The sequence below is a fragment of the Kribbella jiaozuonensis genome, from assembly GCF_005233875.1.
Taxonomy (GTDB): domain Bacteria; phylum Actinomycetota; class Actinomycetes; order Propionibacteriales; family Kribbellaceae; genus Kribbella; species Kribbella jiaozuonensis.
In genome coordinates this window covers 802,904-823,385 of record NZ_SZPZ01000004.1, presented here as the reverse complement: position 1 = coordinate 823,385, position 20,482 = coordinate 802,904, and the positions used below count along the sequence as shown (strand labels likewise).

The following is a 20,482-nucleotide window of genomic DNA, read 5'->3' as shown; positions in this document are numbered from 1 at the left end:
ACATCACGACACCAGATACACAGAAACCAGATAGACAGGCACCAGAAACGACAGCGTCTACACAAGCGACCGTGACCCAGCCGGCGGCGCAACGATCGGCCAACCTGCTGAGGTCCGGCTTCGGCCGCAACCTCGGCCTGGTGATCGCGCTCGTCGTACTGTGCATCGTCGGCGTGATCACCGCCGGCGACACGTTCGCCACCGGCGCCAACGTGCTGACGATCCTGCGACTGGCAGCCGTCATCGGTGTCGTCAGCGTCGGTATGACGTTCGTCATCACCGGCGGCGGGATCGACCTGAGTGTCGGCGCGATGGTCGCGCTGGCCTCGGTCTGGGCGACCACATTGGCCACCCAGCAGTTGGCAGCCGACTACCACTGGCTGTTCATGGTCACCACGGCGCTCGTGGTCGGCGCCGCGTGCGGTCTGGTCAACGGGCTGTTGGTTGCCTACGGCAAGATCGTGCCGTTCATCGCGACGCTGGCGATGCTGGCGGCGGCGCGCGGTCTGGCCGAGATCATCTCGGACCGGAAGACCCAGATCATCACGGTCAACTCGTTCGTCGACTTCTTCGGCGGCTCGCTGATCGGCGTACCGGTGCTGGTCTGGATCTTCCTGCTGGTCGCCGCGGCCGGCTGGGTGGTGCTGAACCGGACCACCTTCGGCCGTCGTACGTTCGCCGTCGGCGGCAACGCCGAGGCCGCCCGCCTGGCGGGTATCAAGGTCCAGCGTCACACCGTGGCGCTGTACGTCCTGGCCGGGCTGTGCTGCGGGATCGCCGCGGTGATGCTGATGGCACGGACGACAACGGGAAGCTCCACCCACGGTCAGTTGTACGAGCTGGACGCGATCGCGGCGGTGGTGATCGGCGGCACGCTGCTGTCCGGCGGCCGCGGCACGATCGTCGGCACGGTCATCGGCGTACTGATCTTCACGACGTTGAACAACGTCTTCACGCTCAACAACCTGAGCATCTCCGCCCAGTCTGTGGCCAAGGGCGCGATCATCGTGGTCGCCGTCCTGCTGCAGCAACGTCTGGCCGCCCGCACGACGAGTTCATAGGAGGACAACGATGTCCAAACGTTCCGCCCGAAGTCTGGTGGTCGCAGGTCTCGCTGCGGTCGCGTTGACTGCGTGTACCAGCAACACCCCGAAGGCCGAGGACAACGCCGACAAGGCGCCGGCCAACCAGGCCGCGGTCAAGAACGACGAGCCCGGCAAGAAGGTCAAGATCGGCTTCTCCGCGCCGGCCGCCGACCACGGCTGGATGGGCGCCATCACCAAGGCGACCCAGGCCGAGGCCAAGAAGTACTCCGACGTCGAACTGGTCGTCGCCGAGGGTACGAACGACGTCAACCTGCAGATCAGCCAGGTCGAGACGTTCATCAACCAGAAGGTCGACGCCATCGTTCTGCTTCCTTTCGACGGGGCCGCGCTCACCCCGGTCGCAACGAAGGCGATGGAGGCCGGCATCACGGTGATCAACGTCGACCGCGAGTTCGACAGCCCGTTCGCGGCCCGGACGACGGTGCTCGGTGACAACCACGGGATGGGCGTGTCGGCCGGCACGTACATCTGCGACCAGCTGAAGGGCAAGAAGGACGCGGTGGTCGCGGAGATCGCCGGGATCGACTCGCTGCCGTTGACTCAGGACCGCAGCCGGGGCTTCAAGGAAGCGCTCGCGGACTGCGGGCTGAAGGTCAGCAACCGGGTCGCCGCCGAGTTCACCGTGGAGTCGGGGGAGAAGGCCGCTGCCAACCTGTTGCAGGCGGCACCGAAGATCGACGCGATCTGGAACCACGACGACGACCAGGGTGTCGGCGTGATGGCCGCGATCAAGAACTCCGGCCGCAAGGAGTTCTTCGTGGTCGGCGGGGCCGGCTCGGCGAACGTGATGCGGGACATCAAGTCCGGCAACTCGTTGCTCAAGGCTACCGTCATCTATCCGTCCACGCAGGGTGCCGACGGCATCCGGCTGGCCCGTCTGCTGGTGCAGAAGAAGGCTCTCGGCGACCTGGTGGAGGTCGAGGTGCCGCGCACGGTGCAGCTGTACGCGCCGGTGGTCACGAAGGACAACGTGGACCAGTACATGCCTACTGCCTTCGAAAGCTAATCAACACCGCGAGAGCTAAGAGGAGAGCTATGACGAACCTGGGCATCGGCCTGATCGGCTACGCGTTCATGGGTGCGGCCCATTCGCAGGCCTGGCGGAGCGCGCCGCGCTTCTTCGACCTGCCGCTGGACCCCGCCATGAACGTGCTCTGCGGCCGCAACGCCGAGGCTGTGCAGGCGGCCGCGACGAAACTCGGCTGGAAGGACACCGAGACCGACTGGCGCAAGCTGCTCGGCCGCGACGACGTCCAGCTGGTCGACGTGTGTACGCCGGGCGACAGCCACGCCGAGATCGCGATCGCAGCCCTGGAGGCCGGCAAGCACGTCCTGTGCGAGAAGCCGCTGGCCAACACGGTCGAGGAGGCCGAGGCGATGACCGCCGCGGCGGAGGCGGCCAGGGCCAAGGGGATCAGGTCGATGGTCGGGTTCACCTACCGCCGGGTGCCGGCGATCGCGCTGGCCCGCCAGCTCGTTGCCGAGGGCAAGCTCGGGACGATCCGGCACGTCCGCGCGCAGTACCTGCAGGACTGGATCGCCGACCCGGAGGCGCCGCTGTCCTGGCGGCTGGACAAGTCCAAGGCCGGCTCCGGCGCACTCGGCGACATCGGCGCTCACATCATCGACATGACGCAGTACATCACCGGTGACACGATCGGCGAGGTCAGCGCGCGGCTGGAGACGTTCGTCAAGGAGCGCCCGGTCGCGGCCGAGCACTCCGGTCTGGCCGGTACGGCGGGGACCGAGCGCGGACCGGTCACGGTCGACGACGCGGCCGTGTTCCTGGCCACGTTCCGGTCCGGCGCGCTGGGCGTGTTCGAGGCGACGCGGTTCGCCACCGGTCGCAAGAACGCGATCCGGATCGAGATCAACGGAAGCCTCGGCAGTCTGGCGTTCGACTTCGAGGACATGAATCTCCTGCACTACTACGACGCCACCGAAGACTCGAGGACGGCCGGTTTCCGCCGCATCCTCGCGACCGAACCCGCCCACCCGTACGTCGCCGCGTGGTGGCCGCCGGGCCACCTGCTCGGCTACGAGCACGGGTTCACCCATCAGGTCGTCGACCTGGTCACCGCGATCGCCGAAGGAGTCGATCCGGCCCCGTCGTTCGCCGACGGGCTGCAGGTCCAGCGAGTGCTGGCCGCGGTCGAGACCAGCTCGACGTCACGACAATGGCAGGAGATTCCGCAATGAATAGCTACACCCCGACCAAGGACGACAAGTTCTCCTTCGGTCTGTGGACCGTCGGCTGGCAGGGCGTCGACGTGTTCGGTACGGCGGTCCGCCCCGCGATGGACCCGGTCCACGCGGTCGAGAAGCTCGCCGAACTGGGCGCCGCGGCGGTCACGTTCCACGACGACGACGTCGTCCCCGACGACGCCACCCGCAAGCAGACGCTGGACCGGTTCCAGAAGGCGCTGGCCGACACCGGCATGGCCGTCGAGATGATGACCACCAACCTGTTCGCCCACCCGGTCTTCAAGGACGGCGGCCTGACCGCCAACGACCGGCAGGTACGGCGGTACGCGCTGGCCAAGGTGCTTCGTAACGTCGACCTCGCCGCCGAGCTGGGCGCGACGACGTACGTGCTCTGGGGCGGTCGTGAAGGCGCTGAGTCGGGCGGCTCGAAGGACGTCCGGGCCGCGCTCGACCGGTACAAGGAGTCGATGGACCTGCTCTGCGCGTACGTCCGGGAGCAGGGCTACAACATCCGGTTCGCGATCGAGCCGAAGCCGAACGAGCCGCGCGGTGACATCCTGCTGCCGTCGATCGGCCACGCGATCGCCTTCATCAACGACCTGGCCGATCCCGAGCTGGTCGGCATCAACCCCGAGGTCGGCCACGAGCAGATGGCCAGCCTGAACTACGCGCACGGGATCGCGCAGGCGTTGTGGCACGGGAAGCTGTACCACATCGACCTCAACGGGCAGCACGGTCCGCGGTTCGACCAGGACCTGCGGTTCGGTGCCGGCAACCTGCGGGAGGCCTTCTGGACGGTCGACGTCCTGCAGGGTTCCGGCAGCTACCCGGCGTACGAGGGCCACATCCACTTCGACTACAAGCCGCCGCGGACCGAGGACGAGGAAGGCGTCTGGGAGACCGCGCGGGGCTGTATGCGGAACTATCTGATCCTTCGCGAGAAGGTCCAGGCGTTCCGTGCCGACCCCGAGGTTGCGGAGGCACTCGCCGCCGCACGGGTCGCGGAGTTGTCAGAGCCCACCCTGGCCGAGGGTGAGTCGCTGGCCGATCTCCGCGCCGCGAAGTACGACCCGGACGCGCTGGCCGAGCGCGGTCTCGGGTTCGAACGGCTGGACCAGCTGGCGATGGAGCACCTGCTCGGCGTCCGTTGAGCTAGCCGGTAAGTAGTCCCGCGCAGGGCAGAGCACGGGATTCGTAGTGATGGAGCGCGCACCCCTTGTCCGTCCCCATGAGGAGCTCCGCATGATCCAGCTACGCAGACCTGGCACGTTGGTGTGCCTTCTCGTGCTCGCCCTGATCGCGGCTTTGTTGTCGCCCCTAGGAATGACACTGCCCGCCCGGGCCCATCCCGGGCACGGTGACGAGACGTTCAACGCCCTGATCTTCAGCAAGACCGCAGGGTTCCGGCACGACTCGATCCCGGCCGGGATCCAGGCGATCAAGGACCTGGCCACCGAGAACGGCTTCACCGTCACCGCGACGGAGGACGCGTCGATGTTCAACGACACCGAGTTGGCGAAGTACGAGGTCGTCATCTGGCTGTCCACGACCGGCGACGTCCTGAACGCGGACCAGCAGGCCGCCTTCGAGCGGTACATCCGCGGCGGTGGCGGGTACGCCGGTATCCACGCCGCGTCCGACACTGAGTACGACTGGCCCTGGTACGGCCAGCTCGTCGGCAGCTACTTCGACAGCCACCCCGCCGGCACGCCGACCGCGACGGTGAAGGTAGAGGATCACGCCCATCCGTCCACCGCCGATGCGCCGACGCTGTGGCAGCGCACCGACGAGTGGTACAACTACCGGACCAATCCCCGCGGCACGGTCCACGTGCTCGCCTCGCTCGACGAGTCGTCGTACACGGGCGGCAACATGGGACCCGAGCACCCGATCACCTGGTGCCAGGACTACGACGGCGGCCGTGCCTGGTACACGGGCATGGGCCACACGATCGAGTCGTACGCCGACCCGACGTTCCGCAAGCAACTGCTCGGCGGTATCAAGACCGCGGCAGGTGTCGAGCCGGCGGACTGCGGTGCGTCGCTGAGCGACAGCTACGAGAAGGTCACGCTGGACGACGACACCTCGAACCCGATGGAGTTGTCCATCGCCGAGGACGGCCGGGTGTTCTACATCGACCGGAACGGCGCGGTAAAGATCATCAAGACCGACGGTTCGGTGGTTACCGCTGGGACGCTGGATGTCTATACAGGCCAGGAGTTCGGGCTTCTCGGCATCGCTCTGGATCCTGCCTTCGCCCAGAACGGATTCCTGTACCTCTACTACTCGCCGGTGAGCGCTGAGCCGTTCGACCGGGTCTCGCGGTTCAAGGTGACTGGTGACACCCTCGACCTCGCGAGCGAGCAGCAGGTACTCCGGGTCGACACTCAGCGCGACCAGTGTTGCCACGCGGGTGGCGCGCTGGAGTTCGATGGCAACGGCAACTTGTTTGTTGCCACTGGCGACAACAGCAACCCGTTCGACTCCGACGGCTACGCGCCGCTGGACGAGCGGGCCGGCCGGGCCGCGTGGGACTCGCAGCGGTCCGCGGCCAACAGCAACGTGTTGAACGGCAAGGTCCTACGGATCCATCCGGAAGCGGACGGCTCGTACACGATCCCGGCCGGGAACCTGTTCCCTCCGGGTACGGCGAAGACACGGCCCGAGATCTACGCGATGGGCTTCCGCAACCCGTTCCGGATCGGGATCGACCCGACGACCAATCACCTCTTCGTGGCCGACTATGGGCCCGACGCCGGTGCGGTGTCGCCGACGCGTGGTCCGGACGGTCGCGTCGAGTGGAACATCCTCACCCAGCCTGGCTTCTACGGCTGGCCGTACTGCGTCGGCGCGAACACGCCGTACAACGACTACGACTTCGCGACTGGTACGTCGGGAGCGACGTTCAACTGCAACGCGCCGGTCAACGAGTCGCCGAACAACACCGGGCTGACGCAGCTGCCGGCCGCGATCCCGGCGACGATGTGGCAGGGCAAGTCGACGACCGGCGTACCGGAGATCGGCGGCAGCGGCGCGCCGATGACCAGTGGCGCCTACAAGTACGACGCCGCGAACCCGTCGGATCGCAAGTGGCCGGCGTACTTCGACGGCAAGGCGGTATGGGCGGACTGGAACGACAGCCGCCTGTTCTCGGTGCAGCTGAACGACGATCGCACCGGCATCGCCGACGTCTCACGGATGTTGCAGAAGATGAACTTCATCCGGCCACACGCGCTGCAGTTCGGACCGGACGGCGCGTTGTACGTGATCGAGTGGGGGAGCGGGTTCGGCGGCAACAACGCCGACTCCGGTGTTTACCGGATCGACTACGTGCAAGGGAATCGGGCGCCGATCGCGCAGTTCACGACCGACAAGACGTCCGGCCCGGTGCCGTTGACAGTGGCGTTCGACTCGACCGGCTCGCGAGATCCGGACGGGCAACCGGTCACGTTGGCGTGGGACTTCGACGGCAACGGTACGACGGACAGCACCGACGCCAAACCGTCGTACACCTATGCGACCGCGGGCGTGTTCACGGCCCGGTTGACCGTGACCGATCCGGACGGCCGTACTGCGGTTTCCAACCGGACGATCACGGCCGGGAACACCGCGCCGACGATCACCGTGCAGGCTCCCGTCGACGGCGGGTTCTTCGACTTCGGCGACACGATCCATTACAAGGTGACGGTCACCGACCCCGAGGACGGCGTGATCGACTGCAATGACGTGATCACCCAGCCGGCGCTCGGGCACGACGAGCACGCGCATCCGTACGAGCAGTACCACGGCTGCGAGGGCGAGTTCCCGTTGCCGGGCGACCAGGGCCATGTCGGCGCGAACATCTTCGGCATCGTCACCGTGACCTACACGGACAAGGGCGCGCCGGGGACGGGCAAGATCACCAGCCAGAAGGTGGTCCAGCTGCAGCCGAAGACCCGCGAGGCGGAGTTCTTCAACGAGACCGGTGGGCCTGGCTCGGCGCCCGGCGTACAGGTCGAGGACACCGGTGACACCGCGGGCGGTGGCAAGAACATCGGGTTCATCGAGGACGGTGACTGGTGGGGCTGGAAGCCGACCAACCTGACCAACATCAACCAGCTCCAGCTGCGTGCTGCCTCACCCGACGCGGGTGCGACGGTTCAGGTCCGACAGGGGTCGCCGACGGACGGTCCGGTCGTTGCCACCATCCAGGTGTCGCCGACCGGCGGATGGCAGACGTACGGCGACTTCACCGGTGACGTCAGCGGTGCGTCGCTGGACAGTGGGCCGCTGTACTTCGTGAAGACGACCGGCCAGCTGAACGTCAACTGGGTCAAGTTCATCGGCAAGGGCGTGACGGAGAACCAGCGCCCGGCAGTGACGGTGACGGCATCGGCGACCCAGGGCAAGGCGCCTTTGGCAGTCGACTTCACAGCTGCTGCGACGGATCCCGAGGGCGATCTCCCGCTCACGTACGCGTGGAGCTTCGGCGACGGGGGCACGGCCACCGGCGCGACTGCGTCCCACACGTTCACGGTCCCGGGCAAGCACACGGTGACGGCGACGGTCACGGATTCGCGCGGAGCCGTTGGCACCGCAAAGGTCGACATAACAGTCGACTCGCCATCGGCCCCGACCTGCCTGACCGGCCGCTCCGACGGCTTCGACGGCACGGCACTCGACACGGCCCGCTGGTCGTCAGTTGTCCGCGGCAACCAAGAGCTGTCGGTCGGGAACGGCGCGTTGTCGATCCCGTTGACGGCAACGGATATCTACGGCACCGGCAACACCGGTACTCCGAACCTCGTCCTGCAACCGCTCCCCGCAGGTGCCTGGTCGGCGACCACGAAGGTGACCCTGCCGGCCCGGCTGGCGTACCAGCAGGCCGGATTGATCGTGTACGGCGACGACGACAACTACGCCAAGATGGTGATCCAGGGACGATCCACCGGCGCGCCGTCGGCCGCCGACCGGATCTTCCAGTTCATCCGCGAGGAGAACGGCGTACCGAACGAGGTGGCCGCGTCGAACACGGCCAACCTCGGCGCCGACTATCCGGATACGGTCTGGGCGCGGTTCACGTCGGACGGCGCGAACCTGAAGGCGGCGTACAGCGCGGACGGCGCGACCTTCACCGAGATGCCGGAGACGAAGCAGCTCGCCGGGACCACCAACCCGCGGATCGGTCTGTTCGGACTGGCCAACCGGACCGAGGCGTTGCCGATCGCGGCGTCGTTCGACTACTTCTCGATCACGCCCGACGACACCGCCGAGCAGCCGACCCCGGACGACGAGTTCACCGGGACGGCTCTCGACGCATGCCGCTGGACGGACGTCGTACGCCCGGATCCGGCCGCCTACCGAGTCGCTGGTGGCGGGCTGGAGATCGAGACCAGCAAGGGAGACATCTACGGCGGTACGGCGACGAACCCGCGCAACCTCATGCTCCAGCCGGCGCCCGACGGCGACTGGACGATCGAGACCAAGGTGGACGCCTCGACGTTCGACGAGGCCTTCCAGCAGGCGGGTCTGATGGTCTACGCCGACGATGCGAACTACGTGAAACTCGACTACCTCACCACCAACCCGGCGGGTTCGACCGTTGCTCGCGGCATCGAACTCCGCAGCGAAGTGGCCGATGTGGTCCAGTCTCCGCAGCCCAACGCCCCGAGCCCGTCTCAGGGTGTTTGGTACCTCCGGCTGTCCAAGACCGGCTCGACCTACACCGGCTCCTACAGCTCGGACGGCACAACCTGGACGGCGCTGCCACCTGTCACCAACACGGCACTCGCCAATGCGAAGTTCGGCATCTACGCTTTCGGTGTCGACCAGGCGGCTTCGAAGACGGCGAAGTTCGAGTACTTCAAGCGAGTCACCGACACGACGGCGCCGACCGTCAACCTGTCGCTCAACCCATCCACTCCGTCGGGACAAGCAGGGTGGTGGACAAGTCCTGTGACGGCGACTGCCATGGGGACGGATGATCAAGCTGGTCAGGTGTATCTGGAGCAGAAGGTTGGCGACGGCAACTGGTCCGAGTACACAGCGCCGATCACCTTGTCGGCCGACGGCACCCACACGTTGTCGGTCCGCGCCAGTGACACGGCCGGAAACGTGTCGGAGCCGGCGACGGTAACGGTGAAGCTCGACCAGACGCCGCCGACAGCAACAGTCGCCGGCTTACCTGCGGTGCTGGGCGTCGCGTCGACCGCGTCGGTGACGGCGACCGCCGCGGACGCGCTCTCCGGACCAGGGTCTGTGCTGATGACCTTGGACGGTAAGGCGACCACGGGCAGTCTCGACGGCGTGGTGCTGGGGCTCGGCGCACACACGCTGACGGCGACGGCAACCGACAAGGCCGGGAACACCTCGGTGAAGAACGTCCCGTTCACCGTCGTCGCGTCGTACCCCGAAGCGGTCAAGCTGGTCGACCGCTACCGGGTCGCCGGAAAGGTGCCGTTGGCAACCGCCACGGTGATGAAGATCCAGCTCGGCCTGGCCGAGCGTGCCGTCAAGCGCAACCAGTCGGTGGTCGCCGCGGTGGCGCTCAACCTGTACCTGGCCCAGGCCCGGACGGTCCGGGACGTGCCCGCCAGAACCCTGCTGACCGCGGTCGGTCAGGACCTGAAGGCACGGCTCGGCTAATGACGTCGCCGTGGGAACTCGCTGCCGTACACCTGCCGCCGCCCCGGCTGGTTCGGCCCCGGACGGGCGACGGCCCGGCGAGTCCTACGGTGACCGTCCCCGGCGGCGGCCTCGCGCTCCGGACGCCGCCGGGGACACCCCTGCAGTAACACGACAAGGAGAGACGAATGGCTCGACCGATCACGTTGTTCACCGGCCAGTGGGCCGACCTGCCGTTCGAGGAGGTGGCGCGGCTGGCGGCCTCGTGGGGCTACGAAGGACTCGAGATCGCCTGCTGGGGCGACCATCTCGACGTACGGCGTGCTGCCGAGGATCCGGCGTACGTCCAGGATCGTCTCGACATCCTGGAGAAGAACAACCTGAAGGTGTGGACGATCTCGAACCACTTGCTCGGGCAGGCGGTCTGCGACGACCCGATCGACCAGCGGCACCAGGCGATCCTGCCTGCGCACATCTGGGGCGACGGTGATCCGGAGGGCGTCCGGCAGCGGGCGGCGGAGGAGATGAAGACCACTGCCCGGGCCGCACGGGCACTCGGGGTCGATGTGGTGGTCGGGTTCACCGGGTCGTCGATCTGGAAGACGGTCGCAATGTTCCCGCCGGTGCCGCCGTCGATGCTCGAGGCCGGGTACCAGGACTTCGCGGACCGGTGGAACCCGATCCTGGATGTGTTCGACGAGGTGGGCGTGAAGTTCGCCCACGAGGTGCATCCTTCGGAGATCGCGTACGACTACTGGACGACGACCGCGACGCTCGAGGCGATCGGGCACCGGCCGGCCTTCGGGCTGAACTGGGACCCGTCGCACTTCGTCTGGCAGGACCTGGACCCGGTCGGCTTCCTGTGGGACTTCAAGGACCGGATCTACCACGTCGACTGCAAGGACGCGAAGCGCCAGGTCGGCAACGGCCGCAACGGGCGGATGGGCTCGCACCTCGCCTGGGGTGACCCGCGCCGCGGCTGGGACTTCGTCTCGACCGGCCACGGGGACGTCCCGTGGGAGGCGTGCTTCCGGATGCTCAACACGATCGGCTACGACGGCCCGATCTCGATCGAGTGGGAAGACGCCGGCATGGACCGCCTGGTCGGCGCCGCCGAAGCGATCCAGTTCGTCCGCACCCTCGCCTTCGACGCCCCGACCGCATCCTTCGACGCGGCGTTCTCGTCCTAGAGCTTGCCGAAGAAATCCTGGAGGTCCCCGATCACCAACTCGGGGGCCTCCAGCGCGGCGAAATGCCCACCGCGGTCGAACTCGGTGTAATGCACGACATCGAACTCGCGCTCGACCAGCTTGCGAACGCTGCTGTCGTTGGGGAACACCGCGAGCCCTGTCGGCACAGCGCAGTACTCGACCTCTGTGCTCCACGACGACTGACCTTCGCGGTACAGCCTGGCCTGTGAGCCCACGGTCCCGGTCAGCCAGGTCAGCGTCACGCCGTCCAGGATCTTGTCGTTGCTGATGGCACCGATCCGGTGGCCGTAGTCGTCGTACCACTCCAGGTTCCAGGCCAGCTGACCGATGGGGGAGTCGACCAGGGCGTAGGCCAACGTCTGCGGCCGCGTGCCCTGGATCGAGGCGTACCCGGACCGTCCCGCCTGCCACCTGTCCAGCCCGCCCAACCGCTGCTGCTCGTCCTCCGTCAGCTGCTCGCCCTGCGGGAACGCCAGGTAGCCATCCAGGTGCAGCCCGATCACGCGCTCGGGGGCCATCCGCGCGAGCGCCGGCCCGATCCGCGCACCCCAGTCGTACCCGTGCACGCCGTACCGCTCGTACCCGAGCTCCTCCATCAACCCCATCCAGGCCCGCGCGATCCGCTCCACACCCCACCCGGTCGCGCTGGTCGGTCCGGAGAAGCCGAAGCCGGGCATAGTCGGAATCACCAGGTCGAAGTCCTGCGAGAGCGGCTCGATCAGCTCTAGGTAGTCGGAGCCAGCTCCGGGCCAGCCGTGCAGCAGAAGCAGCGGCATCCCCGACGACTTCGTGTGGAGATAGTGCACTCGCTGCCCGTCGAGCTCGGTCACGTACTGCGGGTGCGCGTTGAGCCGCTTCTCGAACCGCCGCCAGTCGTACGCCGTATGCCAGTACTCCGCAACCTCCCGCAGCCGCTCGCGTTCGACGCCGTACGACCATTCGACGTCCGGCAACTGGTCCGGCCAGCGCGCCGTGTCCAAGCGACGTTGCAACTCGTCCAGCTCTGGCTGCGGTACCTCTGCGCGAAACTCCATACGCCCGACACTAGAAGGCGTAGCGGACAGCGGCTGACCGCTACGGCTACGCTCGGCCTATGAGTGCTGGAAAGTACGCCGCGCAGATCGTGGAGGTCCCGGACCACGGCATCAAGCTGGAGCCGGTGGAGGGGACGACCATCCCGGACGGGGCGAACGAGGTCAATCTGCTCGGGATGTCGATCGCGTTGGCGTTGGGGGCGGCGGGGTACCACCATCACGCCGAGCAGCGCGACCCCGAACTGCAGACGCTGGATGCGTTGCTCGCGGGCGATGCGGTGATGCCGTGGAAGCCGACCGAGGCCGGGAGTACGGCGTACATCGTGTGTGAGCTGAACGACGGCAGGCCGAGGTGCGAGGTCCGGCCGACGGCGGAGTGACCTGGCCGGCGGCGCCGGCGCTGCGGCGACCGCGGATCCTGCGGCAGCGGTGGCTCGACCTGACGTTCCTGCACTGGGCGGTCGAGCCGGCCGAGGTCGCGCGGTTCTTCCCGCCGGGCACGCGTCCGGACACCTTCGAGGGACGCACGTACGTCGGTCTCGTGCCGTTCCGGATGGTCGACACCGGGCTGCCGCATGGTCCGGGTGTGCCGTACTTCGGCTCGTTCCTGGAGACGAACATCCGGCTCTACTCGATCGACGAGACCGGTCGGCGCGGGGTGGTGTTCCTCAGCCTCGATGCGAACCGGCTCGCCGTGGTCACCGCGGCGCGGACGGTCTTCGGGCTCCCGTACCGGTGGGCTCGTATGACCCACACCCGCGACGGCGACCGCCACAGCTACACGTCGAGACTGCGCGGGATCGAGGCCGCCGTTGGGATCTTGGTGGGGGAGCGCATCCCAGTCGGCGCGCTCGAAGACTTCCTGACCGCACGTTGGGGTTTGCACATCCAGCGGGCGGCACGGACTTGGTATCTGCCCAACGAGCATCCGCCGTGGATCCTGCACTCCGCGACGCTCACCGAACTGAACGCCGACGCGCTGCTGACCTCAGTCGGCCTCACCCCGCCCGGCCGCCCGCCGGATCATGTCGCCTTCAGCGCTGGGGTTCCGGCTGCGTTTGGTCTGCCATCAGGGCAGCTGTCTCCCGGACGATGAACTTCAGGTCGACCTGACCAGCCCACCGGTTGACCTCGGTCGCCAGTGCGCGTGAGCCGGCCGCGTCGCCTTCGTCGCGCAGGAGTACGGCGAGCAGGGTCTGCTGGGCCAGCGCGCCGAGCAGGTGACCGACCTTCTGACGCAGCTCGGTCGACCGTTCCCAGTGCTGTCTGGCCAGCACGAGATCGCCTGCGGTGTGCGCGTGGTCGCCGAGATGCCGGAGTGCGTAGGACATCACCAGGTCGTCGCCGGATTTCTCACCCAGCTGGTACGCCGTCGTGTAGTGCGCGAGCGCCTCCTGGGGCTGCTCGTAGACGTTGTCGGCCATCACGCCGGCGTAGAAGGCGACCGCTCCCCGGCGGGCATCGTCCGGAGCTTCCTCGATCAGCTGCTGCGCACGTTCCGCGAGCCCTCCGTCGTCGGCGCGTGATCCGAAGAGGACGGTGGAATAGTCCTTCCGGAGCTTCAGCATCGCGAGATCCCAGGACTGCTCGGGGGAGGGGACCGAGGTGATTGCCTCGACGGCGGCGATCGCGGCGGGCGCGTGATCGGTCTGCTGAGCGAAATCCTGGTCAGCGGCCACCTCAGCGCGGGCCAGCGCGAGGGTCAGGTGTTCGTCGGGGCCGGCGGGCTCGGCGGCGTTGAGGAGGGCGTTGGCGGCAGGCCACTGGCCGGCACGCATGAGGTGGGTGGCAGCGGTGATGACGGCGGTGGCAGCTAGCTGAGTCATGATCCGAGAGTATTTCGATGTCGAAATATTTGACAACTAACCTTCAGTGGCTGAAAAGTTAGTCGGGTGAAGGACTTTGTGGATGCGCATGTCGACCTGTGGACCGGTCAGTTGCCCGGGCTGGATCCGGACGTCGAAGGGATCACGGTCCGCATGCAGGTCCTGACCCGGTACCTCGAGCGGCGGCGGGAGGCCGTGCTCGCGGAGTACGGACTGCAGTTGTGGGAGTTCAAGACGCTCCACATGCTGCGCCGCGGCGGGACGCCGTACCGCGAAACGCCGGGTGGTTTGGCCAAGCAGCTCGGGATGTCCGCAGCGGCGCTGACCAATCGGCTGGATGCGCTGGAGCGGCGTGGGTTCATCGAGCGCGCGCACGACCGCGACGACCGGCGCAAGGTCGTCGCCACGCTGACGCCGACCGGGAGCGACCTCTGGGAACGCGCGATCGGGCAGATCGTCAAGGTCGAGGAGGAGCTGATCCACCAGCTGCCGGCCGCGGATCGCACGCGGCTCGACGACCTGCTCCGGCAGCTGGTTCTCGTCACTGAGAAAGATTCCTAGCTGCGGCATGTCAATCCCGGCCGGTCGGGTCCGACGTATGGGTGTAAGCGCCAAGACCCTGGAGGACCGACCGATGGAACCGCTGAACCTGATGGTGTCGCTCAGCCACTTCGCCAACGACAAGCGTGACGACAAGCACGGCCTGAGTGAGCGCGTCGGCCGTACGCGGCGTCGTCGTACGGAGAAGAGCCCTAGGAGTGGTTGGTGGGTGATCCGATCGCGTGTCAGAGTCGCTCCGTGACCGATGACTCGAAGCGCGAGCAATTGCTTGCTGTATACGACGACCAACTGCGCGGTACCAGTGAGAGCGCGGACGTGCCGACGAGCCTGGACGGCCCGGTGATCCGGGTCGAGTACCCGAGCCGCGGGTTCGTCAGCTACCGCACGCTCGACGGTCTCGACAGCGCCGAGATCGACGCGCTGATCGCTCGCCAGCGGGACTACTTCGCGGCGAAGGGCCAGGCGGTCGAGTGGAAGCTGCGCGGCCACGACCAGCCCGCCGACCTGCCGGATCGGCTGCGGGCCGCCGGGTTCGAGCCCGAGGAGCAAGAGACCGTGCTTGTCGCCGAGAGCGCCCACATCGCCGAACGCCTCCGCGGCCGCGACTCGGTGGACGGCGTGACGATCCGCCTGGTCTCCGACCGCGCCGACTTCGAGCGGATCGCGGCGATGGAGTCGACCGTCTGGAACGACGACTGGTCCTGGCTCACCGACGACCTGGTACGCCGGCATGCGTCCGGCACCGACATTTTCGTCGCCGAGGTCGACGGTCAGGTCGTGTCCGCCGCGTGGGCCGTGTACAAGAAGGGCACCGAGTTCACCGGTCTGTGGGGCGGATCAACGCTCGCCGAGTGGCGCGGCAAGGGCATCTACAAGGCGCTCGTCGCGGTCCGCGCAGCCCGTGCGGTCTCGCTCGGCTACAAGTACCTGCATGTCGACGCGTCGGACGACAGCTCGCCGATCCTGCAGCGGCTCGGCTTCCTGGCGGTCACCACCACCACGCCGTACGTGCACAAGCCTGCCTAACGGGCGGCGCGGTACATCGAGTAGTGGGTCGGGCCGTGGTGGGGGAGCTCTAGTTCGGCGATCGTGGTGAAGCCGAAGGACTCGTAGAAGCCAACGTTTGCTGGGTCCTGGGTCTCGACGAACGCGGGGGAGTGGGCGGCGTCGGACGCGGCGAGACCCGGCTCGATGACCGCGTGGCCGAGGCCCTGGCGTTGGTGATCGGGATCGACCGCGGCGAGCGCGAGCAGCCAGACCGGGTCGCGTGGATGGAAGATCCCGATCGCCTGGCCGTACTCCGCATTCAGCGCGGCGCGGGATCCGGTGACCTCCTCGAACGCGGCTGCATGTGGTGCGAACGCGTCCGCCGGCATGTCCGGCGGGAACCAGACCGCGACCGCGCTCACATCGTCGGTGACCCAGATCCGCCCGTGCGGCAGCCCGATACCTTCGACGAACAAGCGGTGGTACTGCGTGAGTCGTTCCTCGTACCCGTCCGGGTCGAGGCAGGCCCGGGACATCGGATAGTCGAACAACGCGCGGGTGAGCGTGCCGACCGCCGCGTCGACGTCCGAGGTGGTTGCCTCACGCACCTTCACGTCCGGAGTACCTCGATGATGAGGTCGGCGACGCCGCGCATGCCCGCCGCATTCGGGTGGTACGGAACGAAGCCACCGAGGGTCGGTGGCAGCAGCGTGAACCCGGTTGTCCACGGCTCGGCCGAACCGATCGCGTGATCCCGGCTGGCCGCCGAAGCCGTGACCAGGTCGGCACCCGTTGCCGCCGCGGCCTTCGCGAACGCGCCGGCGAGTCCGTCTGCCATCATCGCGATGCTCGGCAGCTGCTCCTCGTTCAGCGGTACGTCGAGACGCGGCCGCGTGCCTCGTCCGACCAGGCTGAGGTAGTCGACCAGCAGGATGCGCGCGTCCGGCGAACGCTCCTGCGCCTGCTCGACCACCTTCGTCAACGAGTCCGCGACGGCCTGGTACGACGCTTCGTCCTTGAGGTAGCTGACCCGCGCCCGGATCCGGTTCGCGACGCGGCGGCCGAAGATCGTCGCGGGCTTCGCGATCGTGTTGAGGAAGCTCCCGCGCAGGAACGTTCCGACGTACTCGAGGTCGTTGCCGCCGACGGTGATCGTGACGAGCTTGGTGTCCGGGGTGAGCGCTTCGAGCTGCGGCGGCGCGTCGTCCTGCGGGGTGTCGAGCAGGTGGGCGGTGGTTGCGCCGGAGTACGACACATCGGTGAGGTCGAGGCCGAGTTCGGCGGCGACCAGGTGTGCGTAGTTGTTGCCCGAACGGCCGGCCGGCGGGTGCACGATCGGGCTGATCCCCGGTCCGGCCGCGAACGAACTACCGAGGGCGACGTACCGGCTGCCGGATGCGATCACCGGACCACGATAGTTGACCTACCACAAACCTGCTTCAGGAAAGGTCGCTCTCATGCACCGATTCACACGGGGAGTCCTCACGGCCGTCGCCAGCGGTGGACTGGCGATCGGGTTGCTCCCGTCCGCGGCGGACGCCACACCGGGGTCGGGGGTCACCGGCACGATCCTGTCCCAGAGCACGATCGGGCGGACCGACTACGTACTGCGCGAGATCACCATCCAGCCGGGCGGTACGACCGGCTGGCACTTCCACGACGGCACGCTCTACGCGTTCGTGAAGGCGGGCACGCTGACGCACTCCGACCACGACTGCAGGACCGACGGCGTGTACCGCGCCGGCGCCGCGTTCACCGAGCCGAGCGGGCCCGGGCATGTGCACGTCGGGCGGAACCTCGGCTCGAAGCCGATCGTGCTCGAGGTGCTGTACGTCCTCCCGCACGGCAAGCCGCTGTCCGAGGACGCACCCAACCCGGGCTGTCCGTTCCAGTAAACGTCATACTTCCCCGGTGACTGATGACGTGTTCGGTACGGCGGGAGTCCGCGAGCGAGTGCTGGCCGGATGGGCGGCCGCACCCGTGCGCTTCCGCGAAGACGCGAACGCCGAGGAGGAACTGGCGCTGGGCGGGTACGTCGACCGCCTGGTCGTCGAACTCGCCCAGAACGCCGCCGACGCGGCCGCGCGGGCCGGGGTACGAGGTCGCGTGTTGTTCGAATTCAGGAACAACACGCTGGTCGTAGCCAACACCGGCGCCCCGCTCGACGCCGAAGGCGTGCAGTCACTGGCAACCCTCCGCGCCTCAGCCAAGCGAGCCGATCCGGCCGGGGAGGAAGGGGCGCCCTCGGCCCCCGCGTCGTCCCCGGCGGAGGTCGGTGGTGGGCAGGCTGGTGTCTTGACGGTTGGGCGGTTCGGGGTTGGGTTTTCTGCAGTGCTGGCGGTGACGGATGAGCCGGTTGTGCTGTCTCGGAGCGGTGGGGTGCGGTTCTCGAAGGCGGATACGGCGGATGCGATTGCGGGGCTTGCGGGGGAGCTCGACACCGAGGTGCGGCGGCGGGATGGGCAGGTGCCTGTGTTGCGGTTGCCGTTCGAAGCCGATGGCGAACCACCCGCCGGCTACGACACCGCGGTCATCCTCCCGCTTCGCGACGAGGCTGCGGCGGCCCTCGTCCGTCGACTGCTGGCCGAAGCCGACGACGCGCTCCTGCTCGCCCTCCCCGGTCTCGAGCGCATCGAGATCGAAACCGCCGACGACCATCGAGTCCTGCAGGACGTCGAGTCCCGCTGGCACATCCACCGCGTATCCGGCACCTTCACCACTGCAGAACGCGACCAGCTCTTGGCCGACCGCCCAACAGAGGAGCGCTCCCGCCCCAGCTGGTCGGTCGTCTGGGCGCTGCCCCGCTTTCCCGCCACTGACACACCAACTGTTATTCATGCCCCCACCCCGACAGACGAGCCGCTCTCGCTCGGAGCGTTGCTGTTGGCAAGCTTCCCGCTCGACTCGACGCGACGGCATGTAGCCAAAGGCCCGTTGACCGACCGGCTCGTGAACGAAGCGGCGGCGGCGTACGGCGAGCTGCTGCGGGCGAGAGTTGCCGACGGCGACACCGTGCTGCACCTGGTGCCTACCGGGCTTGCCGCGGGAGCGCTCGATCGGGTGCTACGCGACGAGATCCTCCAGGTGCTACCCGGCGTGGAGCTCCTCCACGCAGTCGAGGACGGCGTACTGCGACCCCGGGATGCCGTGGTGGTGGAAGGCGCCGACGATGCCTTCAACACCGTCCTCGCACCGATCGTCCCAGGCCTGATCGCCGCACGCCGAGAGGATCGCCTGGCACTGGATGCCTTGCAGGTAAGGCGTCTGGAGCTAGCCGAAGTGGTGGATCAGCTCGGCGGAGACGAGCCACCGGCCTGGTGGCGCCACCTCTACAGCTCCCTCACCACCATGGTCACCGACCCGCTCATCCGCGAATCTCTCGGCACCCTCCCAGTCCCGCTAGCCGACGGCCGCCTGGTCCGAGGCGCCCGCGGTCTCCTGCTCCCCGGCCCTGAGATCCCCGTCGACATCCTCGCCGCCTTCGGTGAGTACGGCGTCCGCGTCGTCCACCCCGACGCCGTGGACCCCGCCCTCGAACGCCTCGGCGCCATCCCAGCCACCCCGCGATCCCTCCTCGAGGACAGCTCCGTCCGCACCGCCGTCGAGCATTCCGCCGACGCAGACGACCCCGACGCAGTAGCCCACGCCGTACTCAGCCTCGTCGCCGCCGACCCAGCCCAAGCCGAAGGCCTCTGGTGGCTCAACGACCTCGTACTGCGCGACGCCGAAGGCGAGCTCGTCCCCGCAAACGCCTTGGTTGTCGAGGGTTCTGACGCACAAGCCATCCTCGACCCCGACGAGGTCGCACCCATCGCCCGCGAGGTCCTCGATCGCTACGGCCTACCTGCCCTCGAATCCGTCGGCGTCCTCGCGACCCTCGGCGTCGTCGCGGCGTCCGATGTCGCACTCGACCAACTCCCCGAATCCGTCCAGGACCTCGACGCGATCGAGGACTGGGCGTACGACGTAGCCCCCGACGGCTCCCGGTATGGCGCGACCGTCGGCGAACTCGAGGCGATCCGCGACCTCGACTGGATCACCGACGACAACTGGCCGAAAGCCCTGCAAATCATCGGTTCCGAGCCCGATCTCCGCCGCGCCCTCGTCACCCAGGTCCGCATCGTCGGCCCCGACGACCGCCCGCTCGGCGTTCCGTCGTACGCCGCCTGGTGGATCCGCGAGCACGTCCTGCTCGACGACGGCGAACCGCTCGCCGGACGCGCCGATCCCGAAGCCGAACCGGTGCTCGCCACCTTCCTCGACGAAGCACCCACTTGGACGACCGATCTCGATCCAGAGGTCCGCACAGCGGTCGGTCTGGTCCGCGACGTCGGCGACCTCGATGCCGACGGCATCAGCCTGGTCCTCGACCGACTGGCCGACCCGGAGCGCGACGTCGACGCCGCTTCGATCCTCCGCCTCTGGACCCGGCTCGGCACCCTCGCCCTGTTCCCCGGCGATGCGCCGGAGCAAACCCGCGTACTGGACGCCGACGGCGCGACCCGCGTGATCGACGCGGATCAGGCTGTCGTGATCGACGGCCCGATGTGGGTCCAGCGGGAGGACCTCGGCGGGTTCGTGATCGGCTCGGGAGCGGCCGCCGACGGCCTGAGCGACCTCCTCGACGTACCGATGGCGCAGGAGATTGCCGAGGGCAAGATCGACGGCGAGGGTACGGCGGCCGACGTACCGCCGATCGTTCGTGAACTCGTTCCCGAGGTGCCGGCGACGTGGTGGGAGCACGAGGAGCTCACCGTCGACGGCGTCGAGGTCTCGTGGTGGGTGGACGCCGACGGCGCCCCGCACGCGGCAACCTTCGACGGCCTCGCGAAGGCGCTGGCGTGGTCGGCCGGCCGGTGGGACCGGCGGCACGTGATCCGCGCGGTTCTCAACGAACCGGACCGCAGTACCGAACTTCTGGTCGACGCCGTCTACGACTGACCGGAATC

At 68.0% G+C, this 20,482-nt stretch carries 17 protein-coding genes; 13 read left to right on the top strand and 4 right to left on the bottom strand.

What is annotated here, in order from left to right; genetic code table 11:
- Positions 1–71 precede the first annotated feature (71 nt).
- The 6 genes from FDA38_RS29905 to FDA38_RS29880 all read left to right on the top strand — a co-directional run bounded on the left by FDA38_RS29905 (position 72) and on the right by FDA38_RS29880 (position 11,104).
- On the top strand, positions 72–1,061 hold the full coding sequence (locus FDA38_RS29905) for an ABC transporter permease (protein WP_202877899.1): 990 nt from the start codon (positions 72–74) through the stop codon (positions 1,059–1,061).
- Between the two features lie 10 nt (positions 1,062–1,071).
- A complete protein-coding gene (locus tag FDA38_RS29900; RefSeq protein WP_137257448.1) occupies positions 1,072–2,112 on the top strand; it encodes a substrate-binding domain-containing protein in 1,041 nt (346 codons plus the stop codon).
- Between the two features lie 29 nt (positions 2,113–2,141).
- The gene (locus FDA38_RS29895; protein WP_137257447.1) at positions 2,142–3,305 is read left to right on the top strand and encodes a Gfo/Idh/MocA family protein; all 1,164 of its coding nucleotides are present in this window, start codon (positions 2,142–2,144) and stop codon (positions 3,303–3,305) included.
- Positions 3,302–4,462 carry a xylose isomerase gene (gene xylA / locus FDA38_RS29890; RefSeq protein ID WP_137257446.1) on the top strand — a complete coding sequence of 387 codons (1,161 nt, stop codon included), beginning with the start codon at positions 3,302–3,304 and terminating at the stop codon, positions 4,460–4,462. The genes FDA38_RS29895 and xylA overlap by 4 nt, the downstream gene beginning before the upstream one ends.
- Before the next feature lie 91 nt (positions 4,463–4,553).
- A complete protein-coding gene (locus FDA38_RS29885) occupies positions 4,554–9,935 on the top strand; it encodes a ThuA domain-containing protein (RefSeq protein ID WP_137257445.1) in 5,382 nt (1,793 codons plus the stop codon).
- A 167-nt stretch (positions 9,936–10,102) separates the two neighbouring features.
- Complete coding sequence (locus FDA38_RS29880) at positions 10,103–11,104, top strand: sugar phosphate isomerase/epimerase family protein (RefSeq protein ID WP_137257444.1); 1,002 nt, start codon at positions 10,103–10,105, stop codon at positions 11,102–11,104.
- Here FDA38_RS29880 and FDA38_RS29875 read toward each other — a convergent pair.
- Entirely contained in the window at positions 11,101–12,159 is a 1,059-nt protein-coding gene (locus tag FDA38_RS29875; protein ID WP_137257443.1) for an epoxide hydrolase family protein, read from the bottom strand. The two genes, FDA38_RS29880 and FDA38_RS29875, sit on opposite strands and share 4 nt — an antisense overlap.
- Positions 12,160–12,218: 59 nt before the next feature.
- Between FDA38_RS29875 and FDA38_RS29870 the strand changes: the two genes are divergently transcribed.
- Both FDA38_RS29870 and FDA38_RS29865 read left to right on the top strand, forming a co-directional pair.
- Positions 12,219–12,539: a hypothetical protein gene (locus FDA38_RS29870; RefSeq protein ID WP_137257442.1), complete on the top strand. Its 321-nt coding sequence runs from the start codon at positions 12,219–12,221 to the stop codon at positions 12,537–12,539.
- Positions 12,512–13,255 carry a YqjF family protein gene (locus tag FDA38_RS29865; RefSeq protein WP_233714998.1) on the top strand — a complete coding sequence of 248 codons (744 nt, stop codon included), beginning with the start codon at positions 12,512–12,514 and terminating at the stop codon, positions 13,253–13,255. The genes FDA38_RS29870 and FDA38_RS29865 overlap by 28 nt, the downstream gene beginning before the upstream one ends.
- Here the strand turns inward: FDA38_RS29865 and FDA38_RS29860 are convergent.
- Positions 13,194–13,985, bottom strand: coding sequence for a hypothetical protein (locus FDA38_RS29860; RefSeq protein ID WP_137257441.1), 792 nt, complete (start codon positions 13,983–13,985; stop codon positions 13,194–13,196). The two genes, FDA38_RS29865 and FDA38_RS29860, sit on opposite strands and share 62 nt — an antisense overlap.
- Before the next feature lie 66 nt (positions 13,986–14,051).
- On the opposite strand from FDA38_RS29860, the gene FDA38_RS29855 reads away from it, so the two are divergent.
- From FDA38_RS29855 to FDA38_RS29850, 3 genes are all read left to right on the top strand, one after another.
- Positions 14,052–14,546 (top strand): MarR family winged helix-turn-helix transcriptional regulator, encoded by a 495-nt coding sequence (locus FDA38_RS29855; protein ID WP_233714997.1) that lies wholly within the window; start codon positions 14,052–14,054, stop codon positions 14,544–14,546.
- Positions 14,547–14,619: 73 nt separating this feature from the next.
- Entirely contained in the window at positions 14,620–14,787 is a 168-nt protein-coding gene (locus tag FDA38_RS42410; RefSeq protein WP_170989919.1) for a hypothetical protein, read from the top strand.
- The gene (locus tag FDA38_RS29850) at positions 14,784–15,572 is read left to right on the top strand and encodes a GNAT family N-acetyltransferase (RefSeq protein ID WP_170989918.1); all 789 of its coding nucleotides are present in this window, start codon (positions 14,784–14,786) and stop codon (positions 15,570–15,572) included. Before FDA38_RS42410 ends, FDA38_RS29850 begins: the two co-directional genes overlap by 4 nt.
- Here FDA38_RS29850 and FDA38_RS29845 read toward each other — a convergent pair.
- Both FDA38_RS29845 and FDA38_RS29840 read right to left on the bottom strand, forming a co-directional pair.
- Positions 15,569–16,147: a GNAT family N-acetyltransferase gene (locus FDA38_RS29845; RefSeq protein ID WP_233714996.1), complete on the bottom strand. Its 579-nt coding sequence runs from the start codon at positions 16,145–16,147 to the stop codon at positions 15,569–15,571. The two genes, FDA38_RS29850 and FDA38_RS29845, sit on opposite strands and share 4 nt — an antisense overlap.
- A complete protein-coding gene (locus FDA38_RS29840; protein WP_202877898.1) occupies positions 16,144–16,938 on the bottom strand; it encodes an SGNH/GDSL hydrolase family protein in 795 nt (264 codons plus the stop codon). The genes FDA38_RS29845 and FDA38_RS29840 overlap by 4 nt, the downstream gene beginning before the upstream one ends.
- A 52-nt stretch (positions 16,939–16,990) precedes the next feature.
- Here FDA38_RS29840 and FDA38_RS29835 point away from each other — a divergent pair, with 52 nt between their 5' ends.
- Positions 16,991–17,428 carry a cupin domain-containing protein gene (locus FDA38_RS29835; protein ID WP_137257440.1) on the top strand — a complete coding sequence of 146 codons (438 nt, stop codon included), beginning with the start codon at positions 16,991–16,993 and terminating at the stop codon, positions 17,426–17,428.
- Positions 17,429–17,444: 16 nt separating this feature from the next.
- Entirely contained in the window at positions 17,445–20,474 is a 3,030-nt protein-coding gene (locus FDA38_RS29830) for a sacsin N-terminal ATP-binding-like domain-containing protein (RefSeq protein ID WP_137257439.1), read from the top strand.
- The last annotated feature ends 8 nt before the right edge of the window (positions 20,475–20,482 follow it).